Raw genomic sequence first — 25,364 nt, forward strand, 5'->3', positions numbered from 1 at the left:
CTGGTCATTCCAGACGTGTTCGACCCGTGAAGGCTGGTGGATAGCCCTGCAGCGCTCCGAACCCTGGATTGCTGCGCAGCAGAGTATTGCTCAAGACGGGCGGTTCGTCGCGTCACAGATCAACCTGATCCGCTTTTTTTTATTCAGTCTGTGCCAACTGTCGCAGATAGTCGCCAAAACCACCGCGTGCGCGACTGTCCAGACGGGCGCTGGTGACGACTTGCGGACGATGGCTCCAGGCGATGCTGGCCCCCGAACGCTCCAGCTGACGCACCAGCTGCACATCCTCGTCGCACGCCAGGGGTTCGAAGCCACCGGCCCGCAGATAGGCCTGTGCGCTGACGCCCAGGTTGGCACCGTGGATGTGCCGGTGTCCTTCGCTCGCCTGGTAGTCTCGGTGATAACGAATCTGTGCGGCTTCATCGAACGACTCGTGCCAGTGTTCGACCGTGACGGTGCCGCATACGGCATCCGTGCCCAGCCCCAGTTGTTCCACCAGCCAGTCCTCGGCGACGCGGCTGTCGGCGTCCGAGCAGGATATCCAGCGTGCGCCGCGTTCGAGCAGTCGCTGCGCGCCCAACGCTCGGGCCTGCCCGACATTGCGGGCCTCGATGGTCATTGCCTGCACCGGGTATTGGCTGACGATCTGCGCCGAGCGGTCGGTGCAGCTATCGAGAATCACCAGCACTTCCACCGGCTCGCCGGCCAGACTTGTATGTCGGGCGGCCCGAAGCGCGGCGTGCAGGCAGTCATGAAGCCATGCTTCTTCGTTGTGTGCGGGAATCAGGATGCCAATCATCGCAACCCCTCCAACGCGGCCACCGAGCGCGGTTCGCGGCTCCAGACTTCAAGCAGGAAGTCCGCCTCCTGATGCAGGACCAGTCGCGGCAGGTGCAACTGTTCGTGAATCAGGTCATGAACCTGTCGGGCGTTGAGCGGGCAACCTTCGATGGGCGGGCGCCAGTGACAGGCCAGCAGTTGGCCGTCCACCGTCAATGAATCGCTGATGCGACGGATCACCTCTGTCAGATCCTGTCGATCAAGGTAGTAGCCGATTTCGCTGAAGACGATCAGGTCGAATTTTTCTGCGGGCCAGTCGCCCGGCAGGCGACCCTGACGCACCTCGGCGTGGTCGAACAGGCTCAGCCGGGTCCGCGCCAGATTGGCTGCGGCGGCGCTCGTGTCGCAGCACAACAGCCGATCGCAGCGTTCGGCCAGCGCCGCACTCAGTTCACCGTTGGCGCACCCCGGCTCGAAGATGGCCCGGTAGTGCGGGCGGGGCAGGGCCGCCAGGGTCACGAGGCGCTTGCGCTGCTCGTACCAGCGCTGGCGAAATCCCCAGGGGTCGTTATTGCCCGCGAACAGGCCTTCGAAGTAGCGATCCTCGACACTCATAGAAAGACCACCTCGAACGGTTGCAGCAGTCGATCAATGACATAGGGTTTGAGCACAGGAGCCAAGCCGGCTTCGGGATCGCCCTCCAACTGGCTGGCAAACGCATGCACCGCGTGACGCTTGCGCGCAACCTGTTCCGGGCTGAGCAGAATCTTGCGTGCCCGTTCCCAGGGCACGATGGCGTCTTCCGGGGTTGCCCAGTGCCAGGTCCAGACCGGCAGCTCGTGGCAGATCGCGCCCACACGGCGCGCCGCTTCGACGCTGGCGCGGCCAACGGCTTCGTGGTCGCTGTGGCCGTCCTCGCGCCAGGTGGTGAAGATCACGTCGTCGGGTTGCAGGTAGCGGGTCAGGTATTGGCACAGCATCGATTCGCGCGCGGCGACCTGGGTGTCGGGGAAACCGCCGCGCAGCCACTGCAACTGGTGCATGGGCAGGCCGAGACGGCGCAGGGCTTCGGCGGATTCCTGCGGGCGCACCACGCTCAGACGCTCCACCGGCCAGCGATCCGAACCCGGATGACTGGCGCTGCCATCGGTGACCGAGATCAATTGCAGGGAACGTCCCGCCGCCGCGAGCCGTTGCAACAGTCCGCCGCAACCGAGCACTTCATCGTCCGGATGCGGCGCAATCACTACCGCCCGCGATCCCGGCGGGACCAGATCGAGAATGTCGATGCTATCCACCGCTGCCAAATGCCGGGAGCCCTGCCATTCATGCAGGGAAGTTCCCTCGCCGACGATCGGATTGCGCTTCATAGGGCCCAGCACTCGCGCGGCTGCTGCGCGATCCGTTGGCCCAGTGCCGCCAGATCACGTTCAGCGTGGCTTTGGCGCAGATACACCGGCAAGTCGGCTGCCAGGCGGGCGAAGTGCGGGTCCTTGCAGAACGGCCCGGCGCCGAGTGCCCGACCGGTCTCGCGAATAACCTGTTCGGCGGTATCCTCGACCACGGCGCGTACGCGGCGGGCCAGTAGCTCGGCATTGGCGTGGGGATCGCTGTCAATGTCCAGTGCACTGACACGCAGCACTTGAGCGGCCGCGTGCAAGGCGCTGTCGACGGCGCCGAGACTGGCCAGTGCGTGGGGCTCTTCGCGGCGCGCACAATGCTGACGCAAGCGTTCGCCTAGCTCCCTTGCGCCGCCATACCAGCACGCGGCGATCCCGATCCCGCCATGCCAGAAACCCGGACGTTGCAGGTAGTCGCCCGGGTCGCCGATCGCCTGGGCCTCCACATCATCGAACAGCACTTCGACGCTGCCGGAAGTGGCCATGCCGACCGCTTGCCAGCCTTGATCGGTCACGGCCACGCCCGGTTGATCGAGGGCCACGGCCACCAGTTGCTGATGATCGTCCTCATCCCACGCCGTGAGCAGGGCATGGCTGAGCACCGTCGCCCCGGAGCACCACGCCTTGCGTCCGTTCAACCGTACCAGTTGCCCCGAACGGCTGACCCGAACCCGCGCTTGCGGTGGTTCGGCCGCCCACATGCCCCAGGTACTGCCCGGCGTCGGCGACCCGCCAAGTTGCTCGATAATCGCCAAAGCATCGGTATGACCTTCGTAGAGCTTGCACAGCCCCAGATCATGCCCGCCGACCTCGGACAGCCGTTGCCAGCGCTCCAGCGTACGGCCGCTGCCGGGCAATGGCAGATGGTCGAGGCCAGCCTCGACCATTTCCCGCAGACACCTGCCGAGCGCAGCCGTGTCGCGGTAATCCGGCGTGTGCCGTGAGAGATAGCCGGGCAAGTCCATGTCAGTCCTCTTCTTCGCGTTGCAGTTCAAACAGCAGCAGCGAGCGCCCGGTGACCGAGTATTCGTGACCGAACGTGAACCGTTCCTGTCCGCGGATCGAAGGCTGGTTGGTGTCGATCATGCAGGTCCAGAAACTGCCTTCAGGCACTTCCGGCAGGGTGAAATTGACGATGTCGTGATGGGCGTTGACCACCAGCAGCAACGTGGCGTCGGCACCCTTGCGGCGGATCCCGGTTTCCTGGGCGCGACCGTCGAGCAGCATGCCCATGCAGCGGTTGTGCGCGTCATGCCAGTGTTCGGTGGTCATCTCGGTGGCGTCCGGCGCGAGCCAGGTCACGTCCTTGACCCCGATGTCCTCGTTGTATTCACCGACCAGAAAACGCCCGCGTCGCAGGATCGGGTAGGCCAGGCGCAATTTGATCAGGCGTTTGACGAATTTCAGCAGCGCCTTGCCGTCCTCGCTCAGGTCCCAGTTGACCCAGCCGATCTCGCTGTCCTGGCAATAAGCGTTGTTGTTGCCGTCCTGGGTGCGGGCGAATTCGTCACCGGCCACCAGCATCGGCGTGCCTTGGGACAGCAGCAGGGTGGCGAAGAAATTGCGCATCTGCCGGTGGCGCAGTGCGTTGATTTCCGGATCGTCGGTAGGGCCCTCGACACCATGGTTCCAGGACAGGTTGTTGTTGCTGCCATCCTGATTGTTTTCGTCGTTGGCCTCGTTGTGCTTGTCGTTGTAGGACACCAGATCGTTGAGGGTGAAGCCGTCGTGAGCGGTGACGAAATTCACCGACGAATAAGGCCGGCGCCCGCGCTGGTTGAACATTTCCCCGGAGGCGGTCATGCGGCTGGCGAAGTCGGCGAGCTGGCCGTCGTCACCTTTCCAGAAGGCGCGCACGGTGTCGCGGAACTTGTCGTTCCACTCGACCCAGCCCGGCGGGAAATTGCCGACCTGATAACCGCCGGGACCGCAGTCCCAGGGCTCGGCGATCATTTTCACCTGACGCAGCACCGGGTCCTGTCGGCAGGCGACAAGGAAACTGTGACGTTCGTCGAAGCCGTCGTGATAACGACCGAGAATGGTCGCCAGATCGAAACGGAAGCCGTCGACGTGCATTTCGCTGGCCCAGTAACGCAGCGAGTCGGTGACCATTTGCAGCACGCAAGGATGGCTCAGGTCGAGGGTGTTGCCGGTGCCGGAATCGTTGATGTAGAAGCGCTTGTCATCCGGCATCAAGCGGTAGTACGAGGCGTTGTCGATCCCGCGCATCGACAGGGTCGGGCCTTGCTCGTTGCCCTCGGCGGTATGGTTGTAGACCACGTCGAGAATCACTTCGAGATTGGCTTCGTGCAGGTGCGCAACCATTTCCTTGAACTCGGCAATCTTGCCGCTGGCCAGGTAGCGCGGGTCCGGGGCGAAGAACGCGATGCTGTTGTAGCCCCAGTAATTGGTCATGCCTTTATGCAGCAGGTGCTGGTCGTTGACGAAGGCGTGGATCGGTAACAACTCGACAGTCGACACCCCTAGTTTGCGGATGTGTTCCAGTACATCGTCGACCATCAGCCCGGCAAACGTACCGCGCACGTTCTCCGGCACGGAAGGGTGGCGCATGCTGATGCCGCGCACGTGGGTTTCGTAAATGATGGTCTTGTCCCACGGCACGCTGACGCGCTGGTCGTGGCCCCAGGTGTGCGCCGGGTCGATGACTTTGCACTTGGGGACGAAGGGCGCACTGTCGCGTTCGTCGAAACTGAGGTCGGCGTCCGGATGGCCGATGGTGTAGCCGAACAGCGCCTCGGACCATTTCAACTGGCCGACCAGTTGTTTGGCATAAGGGTCGATCAGCAATTTGTTGTGGTTGAAGCGGTGGCCGTTGGCCGGGTCGTACGGGCCGTAGACGCGGTAGCCGTAGATCAGCCCCGGATGCGCATCGGGCAGGTAGCCGTGGTAGATCTCGTCGGTGTATTCCGGCAGCTCGATGCGTTCGAGTTCGACTTCGCCGGCATCGTCGAAAATGCACAGTTCGACCCGGGTGGCGTTGGCGGAAAACAGCGCAAAGTTCACCCCCAGACCATCCCAGGTCGCGCCGAGCGGGAAGGGCAGGCCTTCACGAATGCGCGAGGGTTCGGCGTGCGCGGCGGGCTCGGTTTTCTTTGGACGGGTCATAGGTGCTCCTGCAAAAAATCGGGGGTGGTCATCTTTCCCTGTGGGAGCGAGCTTGCTCGCGATTGCGGATGGACATCCAATATTGATGTCGACTGACACAACGCTATCGCGAGCAAGCTCGCTCCCACAGGGTTATTGGTGTTTCTTGAGGACGAGCGCGCCCTCAGTGGCGGGCTAACCCGCCACACGGTCGTTCAGTTCAACGGTTCGGGACGCGTCAGGCCGCTGGCGGCTTGCGCGGCGCGCGGGGCTTTTTCTCGGCGGCTTTTTCGCCCGGGGGAATAACCTTGGCGGCACTGGCAGGCTTGGCCTTGGCTGTCGTGGCCTTGGGTTTGGCCACAGCGTCCTTGCCGTCGACAGCTTTGCTGGTGGCGGTCTTGCCAGCGGTTTTACTGCCGGCAGCCTTGGGCGATTTTTTCGGTGCCAGCGCCTCGGCTTCGGCCAGTTTGCGCGCCATCTCCCAGTGGCGGGCATCCTGGCCTTCGGGTTTACCTTCGGATTCCCAGATCTGATAGGCGAATTCGCGAATGCGTTTATCGTCGGTACTCATCGCAATGCTCCTGAACTGAACTCATGCTGCTAGACGTGTTGGATAAGCAGATTGACCGGGAAATCCCCCAGCGCGGCGCTGACCTGCAGCTCCCTGTTTTTTGTGACTGCGCTGCTTGAAAAAAGTCCCTTCAGATTTTCGTCAGAGGCGTCGAACGGTAAAACCACCCGCGTATCGCCCCAGCGCAGCGCATCGACCATGGGTAGGGCACTGTTTTCCAGCAGTGTTGCGCAACGGATCGGCACGATCACGATGACCCGTTGCCCCCCATGCTCGCGGGCAAACGCGAGCACGTTGTGCGCCCGGCTGCCCAGCACCTCGAGGGCCTGGTACGAACCGCGGCGGAACAATTCGCTGTGTTCGGTGCGCAACCGCAGCACCTGGGCGATCAAGGCCTGCTTGATTCGCCCGTCCCGCCAACCCGACAACAGCTCCTCTGCGGGCGCCGCCGTCAGGGTCTGCTCGCGCAGGCGGTAGTCCACCGGCCGACGGTTGTCCGGATCGACCAGACTGAAGTCCCAGTACTCGTTGCCCTGGTACAGGTCCGGCACGCCCGGCACCGTCATGTGCAGCAAGGTTTGCGCCAGACCGTTGAGGGCGCCGGCCGCCGCGATGCTGTTGACGGTCTTGGCCAGCGCCCCACGCAGCAGTTCGCCTTCGGGGGCCAACAGCAATTGTTCGGTGAACGCCTGAGCCGCGTTTTCGTAAGCCTCGTTCGGCGCGCTCCAGCTGCTTTGCAGCTTGGCTTCGCGCAGGGCTTTCTGCTGCCACTGCCAGATACGCTTGGCGTAGTCGGCGAAACCGGCCTGATCGTCATCGCGCAGGTCCAGCGGCCAACTGCCGAGCAGCGCCTGATAAAGGATCAACTCGTCCGCCGACGACGGCAGTTGATCGTCATGGCGCAGCGGTCGGGCGAGGGCGCGCCACAACTCGATCTGTTCGGCGTACCAGTGGCTGCGTTCGCTGAGCACGGCCAGCCGCGCGCGGGTGTCTTCGCCGCGTTTGTGATCGTGGGTGGCGGTGGCCAGCAGGTTGTCGGGGAAGCTCGCCAGACGTTGCTGGTTCACCGCGTGAAAGTCGCTGACCGGCGCGCTGAACTGCTCGGTGTTGTAGCCGACGTCATTACGCGACAACAGCACCGCCGAGCGATACAGCGCGGTGTCTTCCACCGCTTTGGCGGCGGCCGGCGAAGTGAGCTGCTGAAAGCGCACGCAGGCATGTTTCAGGATTTTGCGTGAACGGCCACGGGGTTTGCGCCGCCACGGTTGGCCGCCGAGCCAGCCGGCTACGGAGTCCAGCACCGGCCAATCGGCTTCGCTCAATGTCTGCCGCGCACCGTCCATGGCCTGCTGGAAAAACACTTCGTCCCGCGCCGAGCGGCCCATCGGGGTGATGTAAGTGCGATAGACCGGGAAGTGCACGATCAGCGCCTGCAGCACCCGGCGGATGGAGCCGAGCGTGAGGTCGCGGGTCATCAGGTCGTCGCGCGACACTTGCAGCAGCGCCTGGGCAACGCTTTCGCAATCACTGGCCAGCGAGCCGTTGAGGATCTGCTGGCGCGCCAGTTGCGCTTCTTCGATAAACGCAGAGGGGCGTTCGGTGCGGCGTTTCCACAGATCGCCCAGCACATGTTCGCCGTCCGGGTCGTGTTGCAGCAGCGACAACTGGTTCATGAATTCGTAACCGGTGCTGCCGTCCACGGACCAGTCGGTGGGCAGGGTTTCGCCGTCGCCGAGGATCTTCTCGACGTAGATCGGCAAGTGCCGGCCCGGCGCCAGGTGGTCGAGACGACGGCGCAGTTTGCGGCAGTAGCTGCGCGGGTCGGCGAGGCCGTCGATGTGGTCGATGCGCAGGCCGTCGATCAGGCCTTCGCCGATCAACTGGAAGATCTTGCCGTGGGTCGCTTCGAACACCGCCGGACGTTCGACGCGCAAACCGCCGAGTTCGTTGATGTCGAAGAAACGCCGCCAGTTGATGTCATCCGCCGCCGTGCGCCAGCTCGCCAGACGATAGCTTTGCCGCTCCAGCAATTGGTGCAGGCGCTGAAAACCCTCTTCGGTCTTCGAGTCGTAGTGGGTCAAGTTGCGCTGGATGGCTTGCAGAACGCCGGGGTCGCTGGCCAGTTGCTGGAGTTCTTCCTTGAGCGGGATGGCCAGCGAGCGGGCATCGGTCTGATAACTGAGCGCGCTGAAGCGGTCGGCAAGGGCCTTGAGCGCGTCGTTCGGGGCGTCATCGGACTTGAGCAGTTCAGCGTAATTGCCGGGGCAGATCGGGAAGTGATGCTCGTAGTGCTCGACGTGGAAGGCGCCGCTCTCGGCGTTGAACACCAGCGGCAGGGTTGCGTCCTGTAGCGCGACGCCGTAATCGCTGCCGAGAAACGGCAACAGCAACTGGCCTTCCATCAACGGATCGGGCGAATGCCACTGAATGTCGAAGAATTCGCCGTAGGGGCTGAGCCGGCCCCATTCCAGCAGATCGAGCCACCACGGGTTGTCACCGCCACCGACGGCCATGTGATTGGAGACGATGTCGAGGATCAGCCCCATGCCGTGCTCGCGCAGGCTGGCGACCAGACGGCGCAAGGCTGGCTCGCCGCCGAGTTCCGGATTGACCCGGGTCGGGTCGACCACGTCGTAACCATGCATCGAGCCCGCGCGGGCGGCGAGCAGTGGCGAGGCATAGATGTGGCTGATACCGAGTCGGGCGAAGTACGGCACCAGCGGCACCGCCTGATCGAGAGTGAAACCGCGATGAAATTGCAGGCGGACCGTGGCGCGCAGTGTCTGGATAGGCAGTGCACTCATCGGTCACGCTCGGCTGCCTGAAGACGTGCGCAAGCCAGCAGTTCCAGGCGTCGTGCGGCGTCGACGCCGTCGAGCAGCGCCTCGCTGGTGCCCGGCAAGCGGCGCGACCAGTTCGGATGGGTGTCGATGGTGCCAGGCAGGTTGGCCTGTTCGTCGAGCCCCAGCGCATCTTCCAGTGGTAGCAGCACCAGCGGCGCGCGGGTGTGGCCAAGGAAACGCACCGCGGCGTCGACCACTTGATCGGCCTCGTGTGATTCCTCGCGAAAGTTTTGCGGGTCCTGGCTCAGGGCGCCGCGCAGGCCTTCACGCTCGCGTTCGCGGTAACGGCGCCAGTCGATTTCGCCGTTGGCGTCGATCAGCCCGAGCCGCGCGTTCCAGTCGATGTCGCGGCCATGCCACCAGCCGTTGAGTGTCGGCAGATCGTGGGTGCTGGTGGTGGCGAGGGCATTGTCCGGCCAGTCGAGGATCGGTTTGAAACGGGTGTTGTCCTGTTCGAACAACAACACGCGCATGCCGAGCATGGCCCGGGCGATGAGTTTTTCCCGCAGGCCATCAGGCACGGTGCCGAGGTCTTCACCGAGCACGATCGCTTGATGGCGATGGGATTCAAGGGTCAGCAGACGCAACAGGTCATCGACTGGGTAATACAGGTAGGCGCCGTCCGCCGGGAGTGCGCCGTTGGGGATTACCCACAGCCGTTGCAGGCCCATGACATGGTCGATGCGCAGCCCGCCGGCGTGGGCGAAGTTGGCGCGCAGCATGTCGATGAACGCACGGAAGCCGTTGCGCACCAGGCCTTCCGGGGAAAACGCGGAAATGCCCCAGCCCTGTCCGGAGCGATTGAGAATGTCCGGTGGCGCGCCGACGGTCAGCGAGGCGAGCAGTTCGTCCTGAAAACTCCAGGCCTGGCTGCCTGCACCATCGGCGCCTACCGCCAGGTCGGCGATCAGGCCGATGCCCATTCCAGCGCTGCGAGCGGTGGTCTGGGCGCGCTCCAGGCAGCGGTGGATCAACCATTGGCAGAACGCGAAGTAGCTGATGCGTTCGGCGTATTCTTCGGCAAACGCGCCAAGGGCGGCGCCGCGCGGGTCGTGCCAGTGCTCCGGCCATTGGCGCCAGTCGAGGTTTTCGCCACGGGCGGCGCGCATTTCCTGGATGGCTTCGAAGCGACAGTGGTTTTCCAGCGCTTCGCCGCCGGCATCGCGGAAACTGGAGAAGTCGGCGTGCAACGGGTGCTCGCCGCTGATGAAACCGTCGTACAAGGCTTGCAGCAGTTTCAGTTTGGCCTCGGCGGCTTTCGGCCAGTCGATCAGTTTCAGGTTTTCCAGTTGCTCGAACTGATCGTTCAGGCCGGCCGCGTCAATCGCATCGCGCAGGGCGCGCTCGCCGAGGATTGCCCCAGGAGCGGCGTACAGCGCATTGAGAAACAGCCGACTGGACGGCGAGTAGGGGCTGTAGCGCCCGGTGTCGGCGCTGAACATCGCGTGCAGCGGGCTGATCGCCAACGCATCGGCGCCGCGTTCGCCGGCCACCCGGGCCAGCTCTTCCAAAGCCTGGGTGTCGCCGAAACCGCCATCGCCGGGGCGACGCAAGCCGTAAAGCTGCACGCTCAGGCCCCAGACGCGAGGGATCGGACTGTCCACTGCATCACCCACGCTGAAGCAGCGTTCCGGTGCCACGGCCAGGGTGAATTGCTGATCGGCGATGTGCACTTGCTGATAGCCGACCGGAATCTCGCCGGGCAACACGGCCTCGGCATCCAGCTTGAGGCTCAGGCGCGAGCCGTCTTCAAGGTGAATCTCGCAAGGGGTTTCGGGTTCGAAATAGCGGGCCAGATCCAGGCCCACACCGACGTCTGCGGTGAGCAGCGGCGGCAGATGGCGATTTTCCTGCACTTGTTGCAGTTCAAGCAGGCTGGCGTCGATTTCCTGGGCCGTTCCGGCCGGGTGACCGAGGCCGGTCAGAACATTGCGCAGCACCGCCGGGGCGACTTTTTGCGGACGGCCGTTGGCGTCGATCCAGTCGACGGCAAGGCCGGCTCGGCTGGCGAGAATTTCCAGTTGCGCATCGCTCATAGGCGCTCTCCATCCAAGGGTGGCAAAGGGGTTGCGGCCGTGAGGCTGACGAGCGCGCAATACGGGGGCAGTTGCCCCTCATCCGATAGGCCGGCAGCAGACGGCTGACGGAACAGCCACACCGATTCGGCCTGTGGAAGGTTGACCACCGGCGTATCGCTGAGGTTCAGGTCGATTCGCAGCTCGCTGCCATCGCCCAGCCTCCAGCGCGCACTGACAGCGCCGGGCCCCAGCACCTGGGCGCCAAGCGCTTGTGTGCCGGACAAGTTGGGAATGATGTATTGATGGCGCAATTGCAGAAGCTGGCGATACAGCGCCAGTGTCGCCCGCTGCCGGGGTGTGCCGCTGCCGACCAGTCGCGGTTGTGAAGCGTGAAAGGTTTGCTCGGCGTTCGGGTCGGGAATCTGCTCGCGCTTGTGCGGATCGGAGAAAGCACTGAAAGCCGCAAACTCGTTCCGCCGACCTTCGCGCACCAGCTTCGCCAGTTCGCCATGGTGGCTGGTGAAAAACAGGAACGGCTGTTCGGCGGCGTACTCGTCGCCCATGAACATCAACGGAATCATCGGTGACAGCAACAGCAGCACGGTCGCTGCTTCCATCGCGCGAGGGTCGGCCAATTGATGCAGGCGCTCGCCAAAGGCGCGGTTGCCGATCTGGTCATGGTTCTGCAGGAACAGCACGAATGCGGTGGACGGCAGATGCTCGCTCGGTTCGCCACGGGGTTCGCCGTGGCGGGTGATATGACCCTGAAACACAAAACCCTGGCTCAGGCAGCGGGCCAGTTGCTCGGTGGGTTGCAGTGCATAGTCCGCGTAGTAGGCGTCCGTTTCGCCGGTCAACAACACGTGCAGAGCGTTATGGCCGTCGTCGTTCCACTGCGCGTCGTAGTTTTCCTCCAGCAGGCTGGACTGGTTGAGCTCATTCTCGATGGTCAGCCACACATGACGGGACGGGTCGATCTGCTGACGAATGCGCTGCGCCAGTTCCGGCAGGAAATCGGGGCTTTCGATGGCGTGCACGGCATCCAGACGCAGACCGTCGAAACGGTATTCCAGCAGCCACATCAAGGCGTTTTCGACGAAGAAGTCCCGCACCTCGCGACGCCGAAAGTCGATGGCCGCGCCCCACGGGGTGTGTTTGTCTTCGCGAAAAAAGCCTTTGGCGTAGCGATGCAGGTAATTGCCGTCGGGGCCGAAGTGGTTGTAGACCACGTCGAGAATCACCGCCAGGCCATAACCGTGGGCGCTATCGATCAAGTGTTTGAGTTGTTCAGGCGTGCCATAGCTGGCCTGCGGTGCGAAATGCAGCACGCCGTCGTAGCCCCAGTTGCGATCGCCGGGGAATTGCGCGATCGGCATCAGCTCGATGGCGGTGATACCCAGTCCGGCCAATCTCGCCAAGTGCTGCTCGATTTCGGCAAAACCGCCGAGAGCGCCGACATGCAATTCGTAGATCACCGCCTCGTTCCACGGCCGACCTTGCCAGGTCGTGTTTCTCCAAGAGTAGATATGCGGATCGACCACCACGCTGTGGCGGTCGAGATCACCGTCCTGCGCCCTGGAGGCCGGGTCGGGCACCTCCAGTTCGCCATCAATGTTGAAACGGTAGCGGCTGCCGGCGGGGCAGCGGGCTTTGATGACAAACCAGCCATCGCCCTGCGGGAGCATGGGCAGGGACTGGCCGTTGTCCAGCTCGACGCTGACGTAAAAAGCGTCCGGCGCCCACAGCGCAAACTGCGTGTGGTCGGCATCCAGCATGATCGCGCCGTGGGGCCAGCTTTCAGGTGTCCGTGACGGCATCGTTGAAAACCTCCCTGGTTATTTGTGGTGCGTTTTACCCAGCGCCTTGGCCACCAGTTGCTCGTAGAGTTCGGCGTAGGGCTCGACGGCCTTGCACCAGTTGAACGGTGCTGCCATCGCCCGGCAGCGCATGGCGTGGAGCAGATCCGGAAAAGCAAATACCTTGAACGCGCGGCTCAGTGCTTCGCGATAGCTGTCAGCGGTGGATTCGTTGAACAGGAACCCGGTGACACCGTTTTCGATAGTGTCGGCCAGACCTCCGGTATTGCGCGCCACCGGCAACGAGCCGAAACGCTGGGCGTACATCTGGCTCAGCCCGCACGGCTCATAACGCGACGGCATCAGCAGGAAATCGCTGCCGGCGAACATCCGTCGGGCGTCGGTTTCGTTGAAGCCGATACGCACGCCGATCTGGCCGGGGAAACGCAGCGCCAGTTCGCGCATGGCCTGTTCTTCTTCCGGCTCGCCACGGCCGATGATCGCGATCTGGCCACCGTTCTGGACGATGTATTCCGAGACCGCTTCGGTCAGGTCCAGGCCTTTTTGATAGACCAGACGCGAGACCACGGCAAACAGCGGGCCTTCGGAGTCTTGCAGACCGAACAGTTCGCGCACGTGGGCGGCGTTGACCGCTTTGCCTTCCCAGTCGCCGATGGCAAACGGTGCGAACAGATGCGGGTCGGTGGCGGCGTCCCAGCTCTCGTCAATGCCATTGGGAATGCCGCTGAGCAAACCTTGCTGGGTCTTGGCGGCGAGAAAACCGTCCAGACCGCAGCCGAAATCCGGGGTGGTGATTTCCTGGGCGTAAGTGGCACTGACCGTGGTGATGTGGCTCGAATAGGCCATGCCGGCCTTGAGGAACGACATCTTGCCGTAGAACTCCATGCCTTCCTGTTGCAGGGCGTGGGCGGGAATCCCGAGTTCCGGGCACGAGCCCAGGCTGGTCACGCCTTGATAGGCCAGGTTGTGAATGGTGAACAGGGTCGGCGTACGTTGCCCGCGCCAGTGCATGTAGGCAGGCGCCAGCCCGGCCGGCCAGTCGTGGGCGTGCACCAGATCCGGGCACCAGTGGATTTGTGCGAGGTTGGCGGCGATATCGGCAGCGGCCAGGCCCAGACGGGCGAAACGAATGTGGTTGTCCGGCCAGTCACGGCCATTGTTGGCACCATAAGGGCCGCCGTCACGGGCGTAGAGTTCAGGGCAGATCAACACATAAATGACCAGGCCGTCGGGCATGTCCATGCGCCCGATCTTGCAGGGCGGCAGCGCGGCGTGGCCACCCAGTTCGCCGATGATGTGGATTGGATTTTCGCTGTTCATCACCTGTGGGTAACCGGGGATCAGCACGCGGACGTCATGCAGGTGCGCCATGGCGCGGGGCAGTGCGGCAGAAACGTCTCCCAGACCGCCGGTTTTCACCAGATCGGCGATTTCCGAGGTCACGAACAGCACTTTCTTCTTGTTGGGGTTCTGACTGGCCACCGGCGTCAGCGTCTTGGTGCCCGGGACGCTGATCGATCGGCTGCCGGGAACGCTTACGGTGCTCGATTCACCCATCGGCTGATGAGCCCGTTCTCCCTGAATATCCAATGCCGCACTGATCATATGAATCTCCCGTCTTTTTGATCTGATTCTTGTCTTGAACAAGCGATGTCCATGGCCAGGTCCTGTGGCCGGGCGCAAACGCGCCACGCATCGGTGAGCAAACGCTACCCAACACGCGCAAGCAGAATGGGTGAGGGGGCCATTGCAAGAGTTGAACCAGTCGCTTTGGCCCTGCCTTTCAGATGACTCGTCGCGATCAGCAAAAGTTTCGATTAATTTTCTGCTTTGTGACCGGCCGGTTTTACCCCGCGAAAACCAGTCTAGGCCAGATCCTAGAGCGGGCCAGGCCAATCGGATGAATTGTTCGACAATCTGTTACAGGCTCACGAAATCCGTGGCTTCGGGAGAGGGTACGCCCCGACGAAGTGCATGTTTGGCGGGGGCGATGATGCAAGATGGTGACTGGTCGGTCACGATTTCGGGCGCCTGGAAAGTGCGGGCGCACTGTTGCGGTGCGGACAGTTGTGTTGGCGGGCGGACAGCCGGTGCTGCTTCGCGGGCAGGGTTGCCCGCGAAGGCTAGGCGGCTCAGTTGAGCAGGCGGACGGGTTCCCCGGCTGACCAGGCTTGAATGTCTTCGATCATCTGCGAAAAGAACAACTCATAGTTCTGACGGCTGACGTAACCGACATGGGGCGTGGCCAGCACATTGTCGAGGGTGCGAAACGGGTGCAGGGCCGGCAGCGGCTCCTGATCGAACACGTCGAGGGCCGCACCGCCGAGGCGCTGTTTCTGCAGGGCCTTGATCAACGCCGCCTCATCGACAATCGGCCCGCGCGCGGTGTTGACCAGCAGGGCGGTCGGCTTCATCCAGTCCAGCGCCTGGGCATCGACCAGCCCCCGGCTGCGCTCGCTGAGCACCAGATGCACCGACAACACGTCAGCCTGTTCAAACAATTGCTGCTTGCCGACATAAGTGACGCCGGCCTGCTCGGCGCGCTCGGCGGTGAGGTTTTCGCTCCAGGCGATGACGCGCATGCCGAACACCTGACCGAATTGCGCCACCCGTTGGCCGATGCTGCCCAGTCCGAGAATGCCCAAGGTCTTGCCGTGCAAGTCGCCGCCCAGACCTTGCTGCCACAGGCCGGCGCGCAGGGCGTTGGCCTCGTTCACCAGATTGCGGGTGGCGGCCATGATCAGCGCCCAGGTCAGCTCCGGCGCCGCGTGCTTGTAGCTGTCGGTGCCGCAGACCTTGATCCCGAGGCGGGCGGCGGCCGGCATGTCCAGCGCCGCGTTGCGCATGCCGCCGGTGACCAGCAGCTTCAGGTTCGGCAAGCGCTTGAGCAGGTCTTCATCGAAGCGCGTGCGTTCGCGCATCACGCAGATCACTTCGTATCGGCCCAGACGCCCGGCCAGCGCGGCGTTGTCCGCCGGGTATTCATGAACGAAGGTCACTTCGCCGAGACTGCCCAGCACCGACCAGTCGACCACGTCGCGAGCCACGTTCTGCCAGTCATCGATCACCGCAATCTGCATCGCCATCAGCGTTACCTCTTCAACGAACGGGATTGGTTTTGTCCAGCCAGCCCAGCAGCGCCTCGTGAAACTTCGCCGGCTCCTCCATCTGCGGGGCGTGGCCCATACCGGGGAATTCCACCAGCGTGGATTGAGGAATCAGTTTTGCCACCTGCTTGCCCAGCACTTCGTAGTGACCGATTTTGGCTTTCACTTCGGGCGGCGCGATGTCCTTGCCGATGGCGGTGGTGTCGGAGGTGCCGATCAGCAGCAGGGTCGGCATCTTCAGGTCCTTGAACTCGTAGTACACCGGCTGGGTGAAGATCATGTCGTAGATCAGCGCCGAGTTCCATGCGACCTGAGTCTTGCCAGGGCCATTGCTCAGGCCGGCGAGCATGTCGACCCAGCGGTCGAACTCGGGTTTCCAGCGGCCGTCGTAATAGGTCGTGCGTTCATAGTCGCGAATACCCTGGGCGGTGACTTTAAGTTCGCGCTGATACCACTGATCGACGCTGCGATACGGCACGCCGAGGGCTTTCCAGTCTTCCAGGCCGATCGGATTGACCAGTGCCAGTTGCTCGACCTGATCCGGGTATTGCAGCGCGTAGCGGGTGGCGAGCATGCCGCCGGTGGAGTGGCCGAGCAGGGTGGCCTTCTGGATGCCCAGCGTCTTGAGCAGTTGCTGGGTGTTGGCCGCCAGTTGCTGGAAGGTGTACTGGTAGTGATCGGGTTTGCTGGAGGTGCAGAAACCGATCTGATCCGGAGCGACCACCCGGTAGCCGGCTTCACTCAAGGCTTTGATTGAACTGTCCCAGGTCGCGCCGCAAAAATTCTTGCCGTGCATCAGCACCACGGTGCGCCCGTTGGCCTTGCCGTGGGCGGCGACGTCCATGTAACCCATCTGCAGCGACTTGCCCTGGGACTGAAAGGCAAAGTGCTTGAGGGTGTAGGGATACTCGAAACCTTGCAGCTGCGGGCCGTATTGCGGGCCTTCGGCATGAGCAAGCAGGGGCAGGGCGGCGGTCAACAACAGACCGGGCAGCCAGCGGGTCAGCGAAACAGACATAGGACAACTCCACAAGAAATCGGCCGATGCTGGAACGGCCGGATTAGGGCGACGTTAAACACAGGCAATCCTTGGGCCCGATCGTTCAACCGAGCCAGCCGAGGGTGAGCATCGCCAGCACCCCGTAGCGGGCGCCTTTGGCGAGGGTGACGATCAGCAGAAAGCGCCCGAGGGGTTCGCGCATGACGCCGGCGATCAGCGTCAGCGGATCGCCGATGACCGGCAACCAACTCAACAGCAGCGACCAGTGGCCATAACGTTGGTAGTGAAGGCGGGCGCGTGCCATGTGCCTGGGGCTGACCGGAAACCAGCGCCGGTCCTGAAACCGTTCCAGCCCGCGTCCCAGCCACCAGTTCACCAGCGAACCCAAAACGTTGCCTAGCGTGGCTACGGCCAGCAGGCCCCAAAGCCAGTAACGATCACTGACCAACAGTCCGACCAGCACGGCTTCCGATTGCAGCGGCAACAGGGTCGCTGCGCCAAACGAGGCCAGGAACAGCCCGAGATAACCCGCCGTCATCAATGGGCCGGGTAATCCGCCACCACCACATCGCCACCGTCCTTCTTCAGGCCGATCACTTGATAGGCATCGCTCATGCCGTCCATTTCCATGCCCGGCGAGCCCATCGGCATGCCCGGTGCGGCAACGCCCAGCAGGTCGTCACGTTTGCTCAGAGCCAACACTTGCTCGGCCGGGACATGGCCTTCGACGAATTTGCCTTTGATGATCGCGGTGTGGCAGGACGCCAGACGAGGTGGTACGCCGTGCTGCTGCTTGAAGCTGCTCATGTCGGTTTCGACGTGATCTTCAACCTTGAAGCCATTGGCCTCCAGATGGCTGATCCACTTTTTGCAGCAGCCACAGTTGGCGTCGCGATGAACTTCGATCGGGATAAGGTCGGCGGCTTGCGCCAGGGAGGAAATCAACAGGGCGCTCAGGGCGGCCAGACGCAGGTGGTTTCGCATGGAGGGCTCTCGGCTCGAAGGTGGAACGGTCAAAAAAGGAAGGCATTTTGACCGGTTTTTCCTGCCGGGCATCAACGGAGTGTTTCCAAGTGATACGAGGCAGGCCTGCCAACATGATCGTAGATCAAAGCTGACAGGCCACTGAGCGCAAGATGACAAAACTGTCAGCGAACCTTGAAGCGCCCCATGATTGCGCTCACCCGGCTGTTGGCTTCAAGCAACTGGCGGGTGTTGAGTTCGCTGGCCTGGCCGCTTTCCACCAGCTCATCGACCATGTGGCGTATCTGCACCATGCTGCGGTTGATCTCTTCGGTGACCGCGCTTTGCTGTTCGGCCGCGGTGGCGATCTGCGTGCTGAGGCTATTGATGTGGCTGACCGATCCGGCCATTTCATCGAGCCCGGCGTTGACCCGGGCCGTGGCATCGGCGGCCGACTGGCAACTGGCCTGGGTGTTTTCCATGGCGCTGACCGACGAGCTCACGCCTTGGGTCAGGCGGCTCAACATTTCGTTGATTTCCGAGGTGCTGGCCTGGGTGCGGGCGGCGAGGGCACGGACTTCGTCCGCCACCACCGCAAAACCACGACCCTGTTCACCGGCGCGCGCCGCTTCAATCGCTGCGTTGAGTGCCAGCAGGTTGGTCTGACCGGCAATGGCACCGATCACGCCGAGGATTTCGGTGATGCGCTGGGCATCCTGCTGCATGCTTTCGACCTTGTGGGTGGCGCTCGCCACTTCATCGATCAGCGCCACCACGCTGCCGGACGCTTCACCGACCACGACGCGGGATCGGTCGGCGTTTTCGTTGGCGCGCTGGGTGAAGGCGGCGGTTTCGGCGGCATTTTGCGCGACGCTTTCGGCGGTCGAGCTCATTTCGTTGATCGCGGTAACGGTCTGGTCGGTCTCTGAGGCGTGGCGCAGCAGAATCTGGCTGGTGTGCGCCGAGGTGCGTTGCAGGTTGTCGAGGCTGGAAGCCATGGCACCGGTGGCCTGGGTGACTTCGCCGATCATGTTCTGCAGGTAGGCGATGAAGGTGTTGACCGAATGCCCGATGGCGCCGAGTTCATCTTCAGCGCGGATGGTGATGCGCCGGGTCAGATCGGCATCGCCGCTGGACAGCGAATCGATGTTGGCTTTCAGCGCTTTCATGCGCGAGACCAGTTGGCGGATCGCGTAGACCTGCAACAGCACCAGCAGGATCACCAGCGGAATCTGCAACAGGCTCAGGCTGCTGAGCACGTCGTCACGTTGCGCGGTAAGCATTTTGGTCGGCAGCGCGGTGGCGAGAAACCACGGGGTGCCTTCGATCGGACGCATGAAGAACGTGCTGGCTTCACCGTTGTTGTCGAACTCGACACGCTGCGCCTGCTCGCGGTTTTGCAGTCCGGCCTTGACCTGGCTGGCGAAAGTCGAGCCGCCGGCCAGTTCGCTGATGTTTTTCAGCACGATCGGTCCGCTGATGCGCGAACTGTTGCTGATGATCTTGCCGTCGCCCTCGACGATCAGCATTTCGGCGTTGAGGTCTTTTTCCTTGCGCGCCACCAGGTCGTTGAAGAAGCCCAGGGTCACGTCGATGGTCGAGACGCCCCAGGCGCTGCCGTTTTTCTGGATGGCCATGGCGCAGTTGGTGCGCGGTTCGGCGCTGGCGTCATCTTTATAGGCTGCCGCCCAGGCGCATTGGCCACGCGGGGTCTGCATGCCGCCCTTGTACCAGCTCTGGTCGTAATAGTTGGGGGCTGCGTCGCTGTTCCAGAAGGTGTTCACCGCCAGTTTGCCGGAAGCATCCCGGTGCCAGAACGTGCTGAACTTGTTGCGCCCGGCCTCACGCTGGCCGGGCAACGGCCAGATACCGCCGCCGAATACTTTGAGTTCGCCGTATTGATCCACCAACCCCGGCAACACCGTGTCGATGGCAGCGCTGTCGAGCAGCGGGATGGTCTGGGTGATGCTGCGCTGTTGCGCCTGGACCTTGTTCAATTCGCCCTGGATCTGTTCGGCCACTTCAGCGATGCGGTTGAGCACCACCTGTTCTTCGGTATGGCGCAATTTTGGCGCGACCAACTGGCTGATGCCAACCACGGTCAGCACCGACAGCAACAGTATGAACAGAACCAGAAACAGCGTGTAGCGAGCCTGAATGGTGCGGAATGCGGGCATGGAAACCGGTCCTTGAGCAGGGATTCTTATTGTGGGCAGGGGAAAAACAGCGCGGGTTTCCTAGCGTATCGTCGAGACGTCGGGAAGCTTTAGGTACTTTCGTCCTAAAAGAGGCGAGCCCGACCAAAGGAACGTATCGGGACTGACACACAAGAACTAACCGTCCCGAACATTAGAGCAATGAACCCACTTTCATCTCATTGTCATAAACGCTCTAGTCCAGCATTTCCGGGCCTGTTGCCGGTTTGTATCGTGAATGTACAAGAATTGTAAAAAAATGCAGAAAGGAGTTGGTGCCACTAGTTTGCCGGACGATACTCCGGGCAACTCAAAAGTCGTTCAACAAGGAATTTTTCATGTCTTCCTCGCAAGGAGCCTGCTCATGACTATCGGCTATACCGGTGCCTGGCAACCCAAGACGGGTTTGCTGGTTCGAGACACAGGAAGCTCGAGCAAACCGGTTTCTCAAAGCGTGAAAGTCAAGCAGATGCTGGCTCTGGTCGGCAACGACCCCACCGCGATCAGTACCGCGGAGATGGACAAGCAGGGGCTGCACAAGAACATCAAGGGTTTCGATCCGACCAATGTTTCGGCCAAGCAATTGGGTAGTCTGAGTGCAATGCTGCGCAGCCGGGGGCTGATTTCCGAGATCACGTCCATGACCTTGCTCAACGCCGGCGACAAGTTTGATCGCTTCGGCGTACAGAAGGATCCGGACGCCAAGTTCAATGCGCTGGAGTACTTCGCGACGCAGCTGGATACCATCCAGAACAACAATCTCAAGGGCAACAAGTACGCGAATACGTTGATCCCCGAGTTCAAGAAAGCCATCTATGTGCTGCAGAACCTGCAGACCTACGGGCAGGGGGGCGAGCGCAAGCCTCCGACCGACAAAGGTGTCAGCGCCAAGGCGTGATCAGGCAGGCCCGCCCCGGCAACGGAGCGGGCCTCGTCGTTTATGGAGCCTTGATGTCGTCCTGCAGAAGCTGCATCCACGGACAGTGCAATGTGAGCGTTTTTGGCGGGAGTCCGCGATGAAACAGCGCCAGCCATCCTGCCCCTTTTTCATCGGGTGCCAATCCAGTGAACCTGAAACCGATGGTCGACAACTGATGCCAGGCGCTGTCGAAACCCTGCGCCAGTCTGAGCCTGAGCGAAATCAGCCAATGGTCCGGCAACTCCTGCAGTTGCTTGAGCAATCCGTCGTCAAGCGCCTCCAGTACGCCGTCATAGCGCCCCCAACGCTGATCCAGTTGTATGGGTTCGCCGATCCAGGGTGATGCGTTGTCCCGTGTTCCAAACCGGTCGACCATCTGCTGCATGAACTCGCGGCAGCCATCCGGCCATTCGAGTCTTGGCAACGGACGCTGGTATCCGTCGATCCGCAGATAACCGAGCACCAACGATTCCGGCACCGGTTCGCCAAAGGGTGATGGGGCATGGTCGGGTAGCAAGCCGATGTTGTGAAACCCCAGACGGGCGGCCATCCTCTGCGTGTAGGGATGATGGGTCATCTGTTTGATCGTCACGCCGCGACATCCAAGTGCCTGGGCATGAATCAACAATTGTCGGCCCAGTCGGGTGGCAACATTCTGTCCTCGACTCTGTGGATCCACCACGCTCAATGCAAGTTCGGCGATGCGTGATCCTTTGTCGTGAATCAGGGCCGCGTGCCCCAGTATTTGATCCTCCGACACCGCCACCATTGAATGCCAGCGACCGCCGGCATGGTTCTGCGTGATCATTCGCGGCAGGTAAACATGAGGCTGAGCGTATTGGTCGCCGTAGACGTTTCTGAACAGTCGGCTGACGGCACGGGCGTCGCTGTTACGGTAACTGCGCAGGATCAGCGTCTCCATCAACGGTCCTCCCGGTGCAGATTGTCGTAGACACGCCGATCGATTACACGCTGCTGTTTTCCTGACCGTGGATGGCGTGACAACGACTGAATCGTGCAGCGCCGGATCTGCAATTCGAGCAAATGCCCGGTGCTCAACGCTTCGATCAATGGATAGTCTTCGATCAACGCACGGTGCAGTAACCGGTCTACCTGTTCACCCTCCGCAGACAGGTCATCCGGTGCCCACCGCAGGCACAGGATATCCTTCGTGCCGTCCTGTTCGATCACCAGTTGCCAGTCGTCACTGCCGGTAATTCGCTGCACGGTCTGGCCGATGCTCTGCAGCAAAAGGGTCAGTATCCCCACGCGTACCCGCTGACTGTCGGCACAGCGTCCCATCAACGCGAATTTACGTCGTGGCGTGTTGCGGGGCTCTCGCCAACAGGCACGATCGCCGACCGGATAGCGAATCAACGGCATCAGTTGACGGGTCATGTTGGTCACCACCAGTCGCCCCACACGGTCGCACGCGTCAATCACCTCTCCGGTCTCCTCGTCGAGAATTTCCAGCACGCTTTGGCCTTCGGCCGCACAGTGTTCACCCAGGGCGCAGTCACGTTGACTGGCACCGATGAAACCGGCGTCGACACTGGCATAACCCAGAGAAGCAATACGTACGCCGGGAAAGACACGGCCCAGTCGTCGCCGTTGTGCCGGGAACAGACTTTCCCCGGCATAGAGCAGGGTGGTCACGTCCTCCAGAACCCGCCCGTGCTGTTCAAGCCAGGCGGCAAAGGTCAGCAAATGGGCGGGCAGACCGGCCAGCACATTGATCCGGTGCCGGACGATGGCATCGGCGAGGATCAGCGAATCGACATGACCGGTGAACGGAAATTCGACGACGTCCGTTTCCACCTGTGCCAGCGCATCGTGAGTGAAGATGAAACTGGCGTAGAGATCGCCAGCGAAAAACAGATTGGCGATACGGTCGCCCGCGCTCAACTGGCCACTGAGACTGCGGCCGAAATCCGCGACCAGCGTTTGCCACTCCTGGCGTCGGAAAACCGAAAATCTGCCGGTACTGGTGGTTCCTCCTGTCTTGAACACCAGTGCGTTTTCCATGGATCCGGTCAGTACGGGCCAGCGGTCGAGATCCTGGCTGCCTTCCCAATAGGCAGCGGGATCGATCACCGGCAGTTCAGCCAGCGAAGCGACGTGCTCGGGCACTTCAGCGAAGTGGTGTGCGTAAAAGCCTGAATGGCGACGTACAAACGCCACGAGGTCGTTCAACTCAATCCTTGTGTTCATGTTGCATTCCTTGCAAATCAGGGGGCGGGACTCTCGCTACGGTTGTCGATCACCCGCGGCGTCTTCCCGCTGTGTCTGTTTCGGGCGAACTGATCGACCGCACAGAGTTCTGCGTCCACTGTCAGCAGTCCCGTCCGGATGAGGGTCGCCAACGTTGGATAATCCTGCAGGCGGCGGTGGAGGTCGCGGCCGGACAGGGAGCTGCGAAACCGCATTCGCTCCAGCCCGTCGGGTGCGTGTTCGAGGATCAGCTGGAATTCGACTTGCAGATGCTGCGTCAGTGTTTCCAGACAGATGAAGTCAGTGCCGATGCGCAGCAGCCGGCCGTGACGCTGCAGCAACTCGAAGCGTGGAGCAGGCAGCCCGCATGCACAACGACCGGGAATCCAGCGTCCGCTGTCGCCAAGGTCATATCGCTGAACATCCTGACCTTGCCGTTCTATCGAGGTGAAAACCAGGCGCCCGGTTTCATCGCCGGTCACCGGCCGATCGGCTTCGAACGCGACTATTTCCAGGTGCTGAATATCGCTCATCAGATGGAATACGCCGTCGGGGGTCGCCGGGCAGGCATGGCCAAGCGGCCCGGCATCGACACTGCCGTAAATGGCCGAACGGATGAGCCCGACCCCGCAACTGCGCATCAACGCACGGCTCTGTTCGCCGGGGTGTTCACCACCGAGGAAGACCTTGTCGATGCCGCCATAGGCACGCAATCGGGCTTGTTCGTTGATAAACAGACGGTGGAGGGTGCTCGGCATGCCCACCAGCGTAGTGACACGCTGATCGATGATTATCCGGGCGATTTCGCGGTAATCGTCATCGGCTGGCGCCCCCATCGGCAGATGAGTGACACGCAGTAGCTCCAGCACTTTGGAAAAGCTGAAAAAACCGCCATACAGTCCACCGCTGAAGAACAGGTTCATCACCCGATCCCGGGCCGGATCAAGGCCCGCCGCGAACAAACCATCGGCGGTGGCACGCATTTGCCGATCAAAATCGCGGTAACTGAAACCCGACAACGCCGGGGCGCCGCTGCTGCCCCCGGAGCGGAAGTACAACCGGGCGGCCGGATTGATCGGGCGGGCGACAAACGTTTCCTTGGTCATGATCGGGCGACCTTCGATGGAAGGCGGCACCGGTAGCGGATCCAGCGTGGCACGGGTGGACAGCGTCGCCACGGGCAGGCTGACCGACACCCGCCGACTCAAGCGTTGCAAGGCATAGACACCGTCGTGGGGTTCGCCCTCGTAACCTTCGTGAATCGATTCGGTGGGGGCGATTCGCGTGACGCCCGCTGAGATCAACGCTTGCGATAGCTCTGGCGTCTGGTGTTCGGTGCAGATCAGGGCGCAGCTCTGCAACACGTTGCGCCAGGGCAACAGGGTCTCGGTGATTTGCGCGCGTGGCAGTGGTTTGAGCAGCACACTGCGAAACAGCGGCGCGGGAGCGAGTTGCCGGTCATGCGTCCAGATCACCCGCCAGCCCGGTGCCTCCCAGACTTGGCCAGTGGTGCCGCAAAAGCTGTGAGTCAGTCGTGCCATCGCTGTCACGGTGGTGATTTGCGAAGCCTCCTGAATCGAAGGCATCAGGGCCGGCCAGTGTTGGGCCCGACGCTCGAACGCCTCTGCCAGGGCATTGCCGATACCGCGCAGAATTTCCTCGTCATCGCTGTCCACCAGTAGCCATTGCGGGCTGGAGCAGGCCTGCTGGTCGAGACGACAGACTTCGTCGACCACCGCGTCCAGCGCCTCTGGCGAGCGTGCCTCGGGGGTCAGGTAAACGAAGCTGATCCGATGACCCCAGTCGATCCAGCGGCATCCGGCCGGGAGTTGTTGCCGGATGGATTGCAGAGCCGATTCACCGCCCCAGGCCGAAACGCCGTTGGCGCGTTGGCACAGTTGTCCGACTTGCGCAGTCGTTGCCGGAATGACCGCGACATGTCCTGCGATCTGACCGGTGGCGTCGCACTGTGTCAGTGCATGGAGCAACCGGGCTGTCAGTCCTTCGTCACTGCTGCTGGGACGCAGCCAGTTGACGTTGCCGGCCAGCAGGCTTTCGATGACCGCGCAGAATGCCAGCAGGGGCGCATTGCCAGGTGTGATGTGCACCACCAGACCCAGCGGGCTCCAGCGTTCGAAGCGCGATTGGCGGTAATCGATGCGGCGCAAGGTATCCGGTTGCTCACCCAGCTCGCGTACGAGTTTGCACTTCAACGCCTCTGGCTGGCAGAGCCCGATCAGGGATTGCCGGTGTTCGGGGTCGAGGGGCAGCGTGAGATCCGGATCATGCAGTCGTGCGGCGAATGCGGCCAGCGCATCGATGACTTTTTCATGCTTGAGGGCCGTGGCCAGGCGTTGTGGCAGGTCCAGGTCCAGTTGTTCCAGTGCATCGGCGAGCCGGTAGTCGGCATGCAGCTGTCCGTTGATCAGGTACAT

General features: G+C 62.3%; 19 protein-coding genes. 1 reads left to right on the forward strand and 18 read right to left on the reverse strand.

Annotated features, from left to right (window positions below; translation table 11 throughout):
* Positions 1–139: 139 nt before the first annotated feature.
* From IHQ43_RS14125 to IHQ43_RS14195, 15 genes are all read right to left on the reverse strand, one after another.
* Positions 140–799: a glycosyltransferase family 2 protein gene (locus IHQ43_RS14125; RefSeq protein WP_192564863.1), complete on the reverse strand. Its 660-nt coding sequence runs from the start codon at positions 797–799 to the stop codon at positions 140–142.
* The gene (locus tag IHQ43_RS14130; protein ID WP_192564864.1) at positions 796–1,395 is read right to left on the reverse strand and encodes a class I SAM-dependent methyltransferase; all 600 of its coding nucleotides are present in this window, start codon (positions 1,393–1,395) and stop codon (positions 796–798) included. Before IHQ43_RS14130 ends, IHQ43_RS14125 begins: the two co-directional genes overlap by 4 nt.
* Positions 1,392–2,150, reverse strand: a complete 759-nt coding sequence (locus IHQ43_RS14135; protein WP_192564865.1) for a PIG-L deacetylase family protein — start codon at positions 2,148–2,150, stop codon at positions 1,392–1,394. Before IHQ43_RS14135 ends, IHQ43_RS14130 begins: the two co-directional genes overlap by 4 nt.
* Positions 2,147–3,145 (reverse strand): acyl-CoA dehydrogenase family protein, encoded by a 999-nt coding sequence (locus IHQ43_RS14140; protein WP_192564866.1) that lies wholly within the window; start codon positions 3,143–3,145, stop codon positions 2,147–2,149. Before IHQ43_RS14140 ends, IHQ43_RS14135 begins: the two co-directional genes overlap by 4 nt.
* A 1-nt stretch (position 3,146) precedes the next feature.
* On the reverse strand, positions 3,147–5,306 hold the full coding sequence (glgX, locus tag IHQ43_RS14145; RefSeq protein ID WP_192564867.1) for a glycogen debranching protein GlgX: 2,160 nt from the start codon (positions 5,304–5,306) through the stop codon (positions 3,147–3,149).
* A 217-nt stretch (positions 5,307–5,523) separates the two neighbouring features.
* Entirely contained in the window at positions 5,524–5,856 is a 333-nt protein-coding gene (locus tag IHQ43_RS14150) for a DUF2934 domain-containing protein (RefSeq protein ID WP_192564868.1), read from the reverse strand.
* A 29-nt stretch (positions 5,857–5,885) separates the two neighbouring features.
* Positions 5,886–8,660, reverse strand: coding sequence for a malto-oligosyltrehalose synthase (locus IHQ43_RS14155; RefSeq protein ID WP_192564869.1), 2,775 nt, complete (start codon positions 8,658–8,660; stop codon positions 5,886–5,888).
* Positions 8,657–10,735: a 4-alpha-glucanotransferase gene (malQ, locus tag IHQ43_RS14160; RefSeq protein WP_192564870.1), complete on the reverse strand. Its 2,079-nt coding sequence runs from the start codon at positions 10,733–10,735 to the stop codon at positions 8,657–8,659. Before malQ ends, IHQ43_RS14155 begins: the two co-directional genes overlap by 4 nt.
* Positions 10,732–12,534, reverse strand: coding sequence for a malto-oligosyltrehalose trehalohydrolase (gene treZ, locus IHQ43_RS14165; RefSeq protein WP_192564871.1), 1,803 nt, complete (start codon positions 12,532–12,534; stop codon positions 10,732–10,734). Before treZ ends, malQ begins: the two co-directional genes overlap by 4 nt.
* 18 nt (positions 12,535–12,552) lie before the next feature.
* Positions 12,553–14,139, reverse strand: a complete 1,587-nt coding sequence (gene glgA, locus IHQ43_RS14170; protein WP_192564872.1) for a glycogen synthase GlgA — start codon at positions 14,137–14,139, stop codon at positions 12,553–12,555.
* 527 nt (positions 14,140–14,666) lie between these two features.
* Positions 14,667–15,620 (reverse strand): D-2-hydroxyacid dehydrogenase family protein, encoded by a 954-nt coding sequence (locus IHQ43_RS14175; protein WP_192564873.1) that lies wholly within the window; start codon positions 15,618–15,620, stop codon positions 14,667–14,669.
* A gap of 13 nt (positions 15,621–15,633) precedes the next feature.
* Positions 15,634–16,659 carry an alpha/beta fold hydrolase gene (locus IHQ43_RS14180; RefSeq protein WP_192564874.1) on the reverse strand — a complete coding sequence of 342 codons (1,026 nt, stop codon included), beginning with the start codon at positions 16,657–16,659 and terminating at the stop codon, positions 15,634–15,636.
* Positions 16,660–16,744: 85 nt separating this feature from the next.
* Complete coding sequence (locus tag IHQ43_RS14185; RefSeq protein WP_192564875.1) at positions 16,745–17,179, reverse strand: YqaA family protein; 435 nt, start codon at positions 17,177–17,179, stop codon at positions 16,745–16,747.
* Positions 17,179–17,625, reverse strand: coding sequence for a DUF411 domain-containing protein (locus IHQ43_RS14190; protein WP_192564876.1), 447 nt, complete (start codon positions 17,623–17,625; stop codon positions 17,179–17,181). The genes IHQ43_RS14185 and IHQ43_RS14190 overlap by 1 nt, the downstream gene beginning before the upstream one ends.
* A 164-nt stretch (positions 17,626–17,789) precedes the next feature.
* On the reverse strand, positions 17,790–19,781 hold the full coding sequence (locus IHQ43_RS14195) for a methyl-accepting chemotaxis protein (RefSeq protein WP_192564877.1): 1,992 nt from the start codon (positions 19,779–19,781) through the stop codon (positions 17,790–17,792).
* A 382-nt stretch (positions 19,782–20,163) separates the two neighbouring features.
* Between IHQ43_RS14195 and IHQ43_RS14200 the strand changes: the two genes are divergently transcribed.
* Positions 20,164–20,697, forward strand: a complete 534-nt coding sequence (locus IHQ43_RS14200) for a hypothetical protein (protein ID WP_192564878.1) — start codon at positions 20,164–20,166, stop codon at positions 20,695–20,697.
* 40 nt (positions 20,698–20,737) lie between these two features.
* Here IHQ43_RS14200 and IHQ43_RS14205 read toward each other — a convergent pair whose 3' ends face one another.
* Genes IHQ43_RS14205 through IHQ43_RS14215 form a run of 3 tightly spaced genes read right to left on the reverse strand, consistent with a single transcriptional unit; the run spans position 20,738 to position 25,364 of the window.
* Entirely contained in the window at positions 20,738–21,640 is a 903-nt protein-coding gene (locus IHQ43_RS14205) for a GNAT family N-acetyltransferase (RefSeq protein WP_192564879.1), read from the reverse strand.
* Positions 21,640–22,929, reverse strand: coding sequence for a phenylacetate--CoA ligase family protein (locus IHQ43_RS14210; RefSeq protein WP_192564880.1), 1,290 nt, complete (start codon positions 22,927–22,929; stop codon positions 21,640–21,642). Before IHQ43_RS14210 ends, IHQ43_RS14205 begins: the two co-directional genes overlap by 1 nt.
* A gap of 17 nt (positions 22,930–22,946) precedes the next feature.
* Positions 22,947–25,364, reverse strand: a complete 2,418-nt coding sequence (locus IHQ43_RS14215) for an aldehyde dehydrogenase family protein (RefSeq protein ID WP_192564881.1) — start codon at positions 25,362–25,364, stop codon at positions 22,947–22,949.

This window comes from Pseudomonas gozinkensis, from assembly GCF_014863585.1.
In the GTDB taxonomy this organism is placed as follows: domain Bacteria; phylum Pseudomonadota; class Gammaproteobacteria; order Pseudomonadales; family Pseudomonadaceae; genus Aquipseudomonas; species Aquipseudomonas gozinkensis.

Excerpts from the sequence above, each read along its gene's own strand:
- IHQ43_RS14195 (WP_192564877.1), bottom strand. The coding sequence starts at position 19,781 with ATGCCCGCATTCCGCACCATTCAGGCTCGCTACACGCTGTTTCTGGTT.
- IHQ43_RS14125 (WP_192564863.1), bottom strand. The coding sequence starts at position 799 with ATGATTGGCATCCTGATTCCCGCACACAACGAAGAAGCATGGCTTCAT.
- glgX (WP_192564867.1), bottom strand. The coding sequence starts at position 5,306 with ATGACCCGTCCAAAGAAAACCGAGCCCGCCGCGCACGCCGAACCCTCG.
- IHQ43_RS14130 (WP_192564864.1), bottom strand. The coding sequence starts at position 1,395 with ATGAGTGTCGAGGATCGCTACTTCGAAGGCCTGTTCGCGGGCAATAAC.
- IHQ43_RS14135 (WP_192564865.1), bottom strand. The coding sequence starts at position 2,150 with ATGAAGCGCAATCCGATCGTCGGCGAGGGAACTTCCCTGCATGAATGG.
- IHQ43_RS14200 (WP_192564878.1), top strand. The coding sequence starts at position 20,164 with ATGACTATCGGCTATACCGGTGCCTGGCAACCCAAGACGGGTTTGCTG.
- IHQ43_RS14215 (WP_192564881.1), bottom strand. The coding sequence starts at position 25,364 with ATGTACCTGATCAACGGACAGCTGCATGCCGACTACCGGCTCGCCGAT.
- glgA (WP_192564872.1), bottom strand. The coding sequence starts at position 14,139 with ATGATCAGTGCGGCATTGGATATTCAGGGAGAACGGGCTCATCAGCCG.
- IHQ43_RS14175 (WP_192564873.1), bottom strand. The coding sequence starts at position 15,620 with ATGGCGATGCAGATTGCGGTGATCGATGACTGGCAGAACGTGGCTCGC.
- IHQ43_RS14205 (WP_192564879.1), bottom strand. The coding sequence starts at position 21,640 with ATGGAGACGCTGATCCTGCGCAGTTACCGTAACAGCGACGCCCGTGCC.
- malQ (WP_192564870.1), bottom strand. The coding sequence starts at position 10,735 with ATGAGCGATGCGCAACTGGAAATTCTCGCCAGCCGAGCCGGCCTTGCC.
- treZ (WP_192564871.1), bottom strand. The coding sequence starts at position 12,534 with ATGCCGTCACGGACACCTGAAAGCTGGCCCCACGGCGCGATCATGCTG.
- IHQ43_RS14140 (WP_192564866.1), bottom strand. The coding sequence starts at position 3,145 with ATGGACTTGCCCGGCTATCTCTCACGGCACACGCCGGATTACCGCGAC.
- IHQ43_RS14210 (WP_192564880.1), bottom strand. The coding sequence starts at position 22,929 with ATGAACACAAGGATTGAGTTGAACGACCTCGTGGCGTTTGTACGTCGC.
- IHQ43_RS14190 (WP_192564876.1), bottom strand. The coding sequence starts at position 17,625 with ATGCGAAACCACCTGCGTCTGGCCGCCCTGAGCGCCCTGTTGATTTCC.
- IHQ43_RS14150 (WP_192564868.1), bottom strand. The coding sequence starts at position 5,856 with ATGAGTACCGACGATAAACGCATTCGCGAATTCGCCTATCAGATCTGG.
- IHQ43_RS14185 (WP_192564875.1), bottom strand. The coding sequence starts at position 17,179 with ATGACGGCGGGTTATCTCGGGCTGTTCCTGGCCTCGTTTGGCGCAGCG.
- IHQ43_RS14180 (WP_192564874.1), bottom strand. The coding sequence starts at position 16,659 with ATGTCTGTTTCGCTGACCCGCTGGCTGCCCGGTCTGTTGTTGACCGCC.
- IHQ43_RS14155 (WP_192564869.1), bottom strand. The coding sequence starts at position 8,660 with ATGAGTGCACTGCCTATCCAGACACTGCGCGCCACGGTCCGCCTGCAA.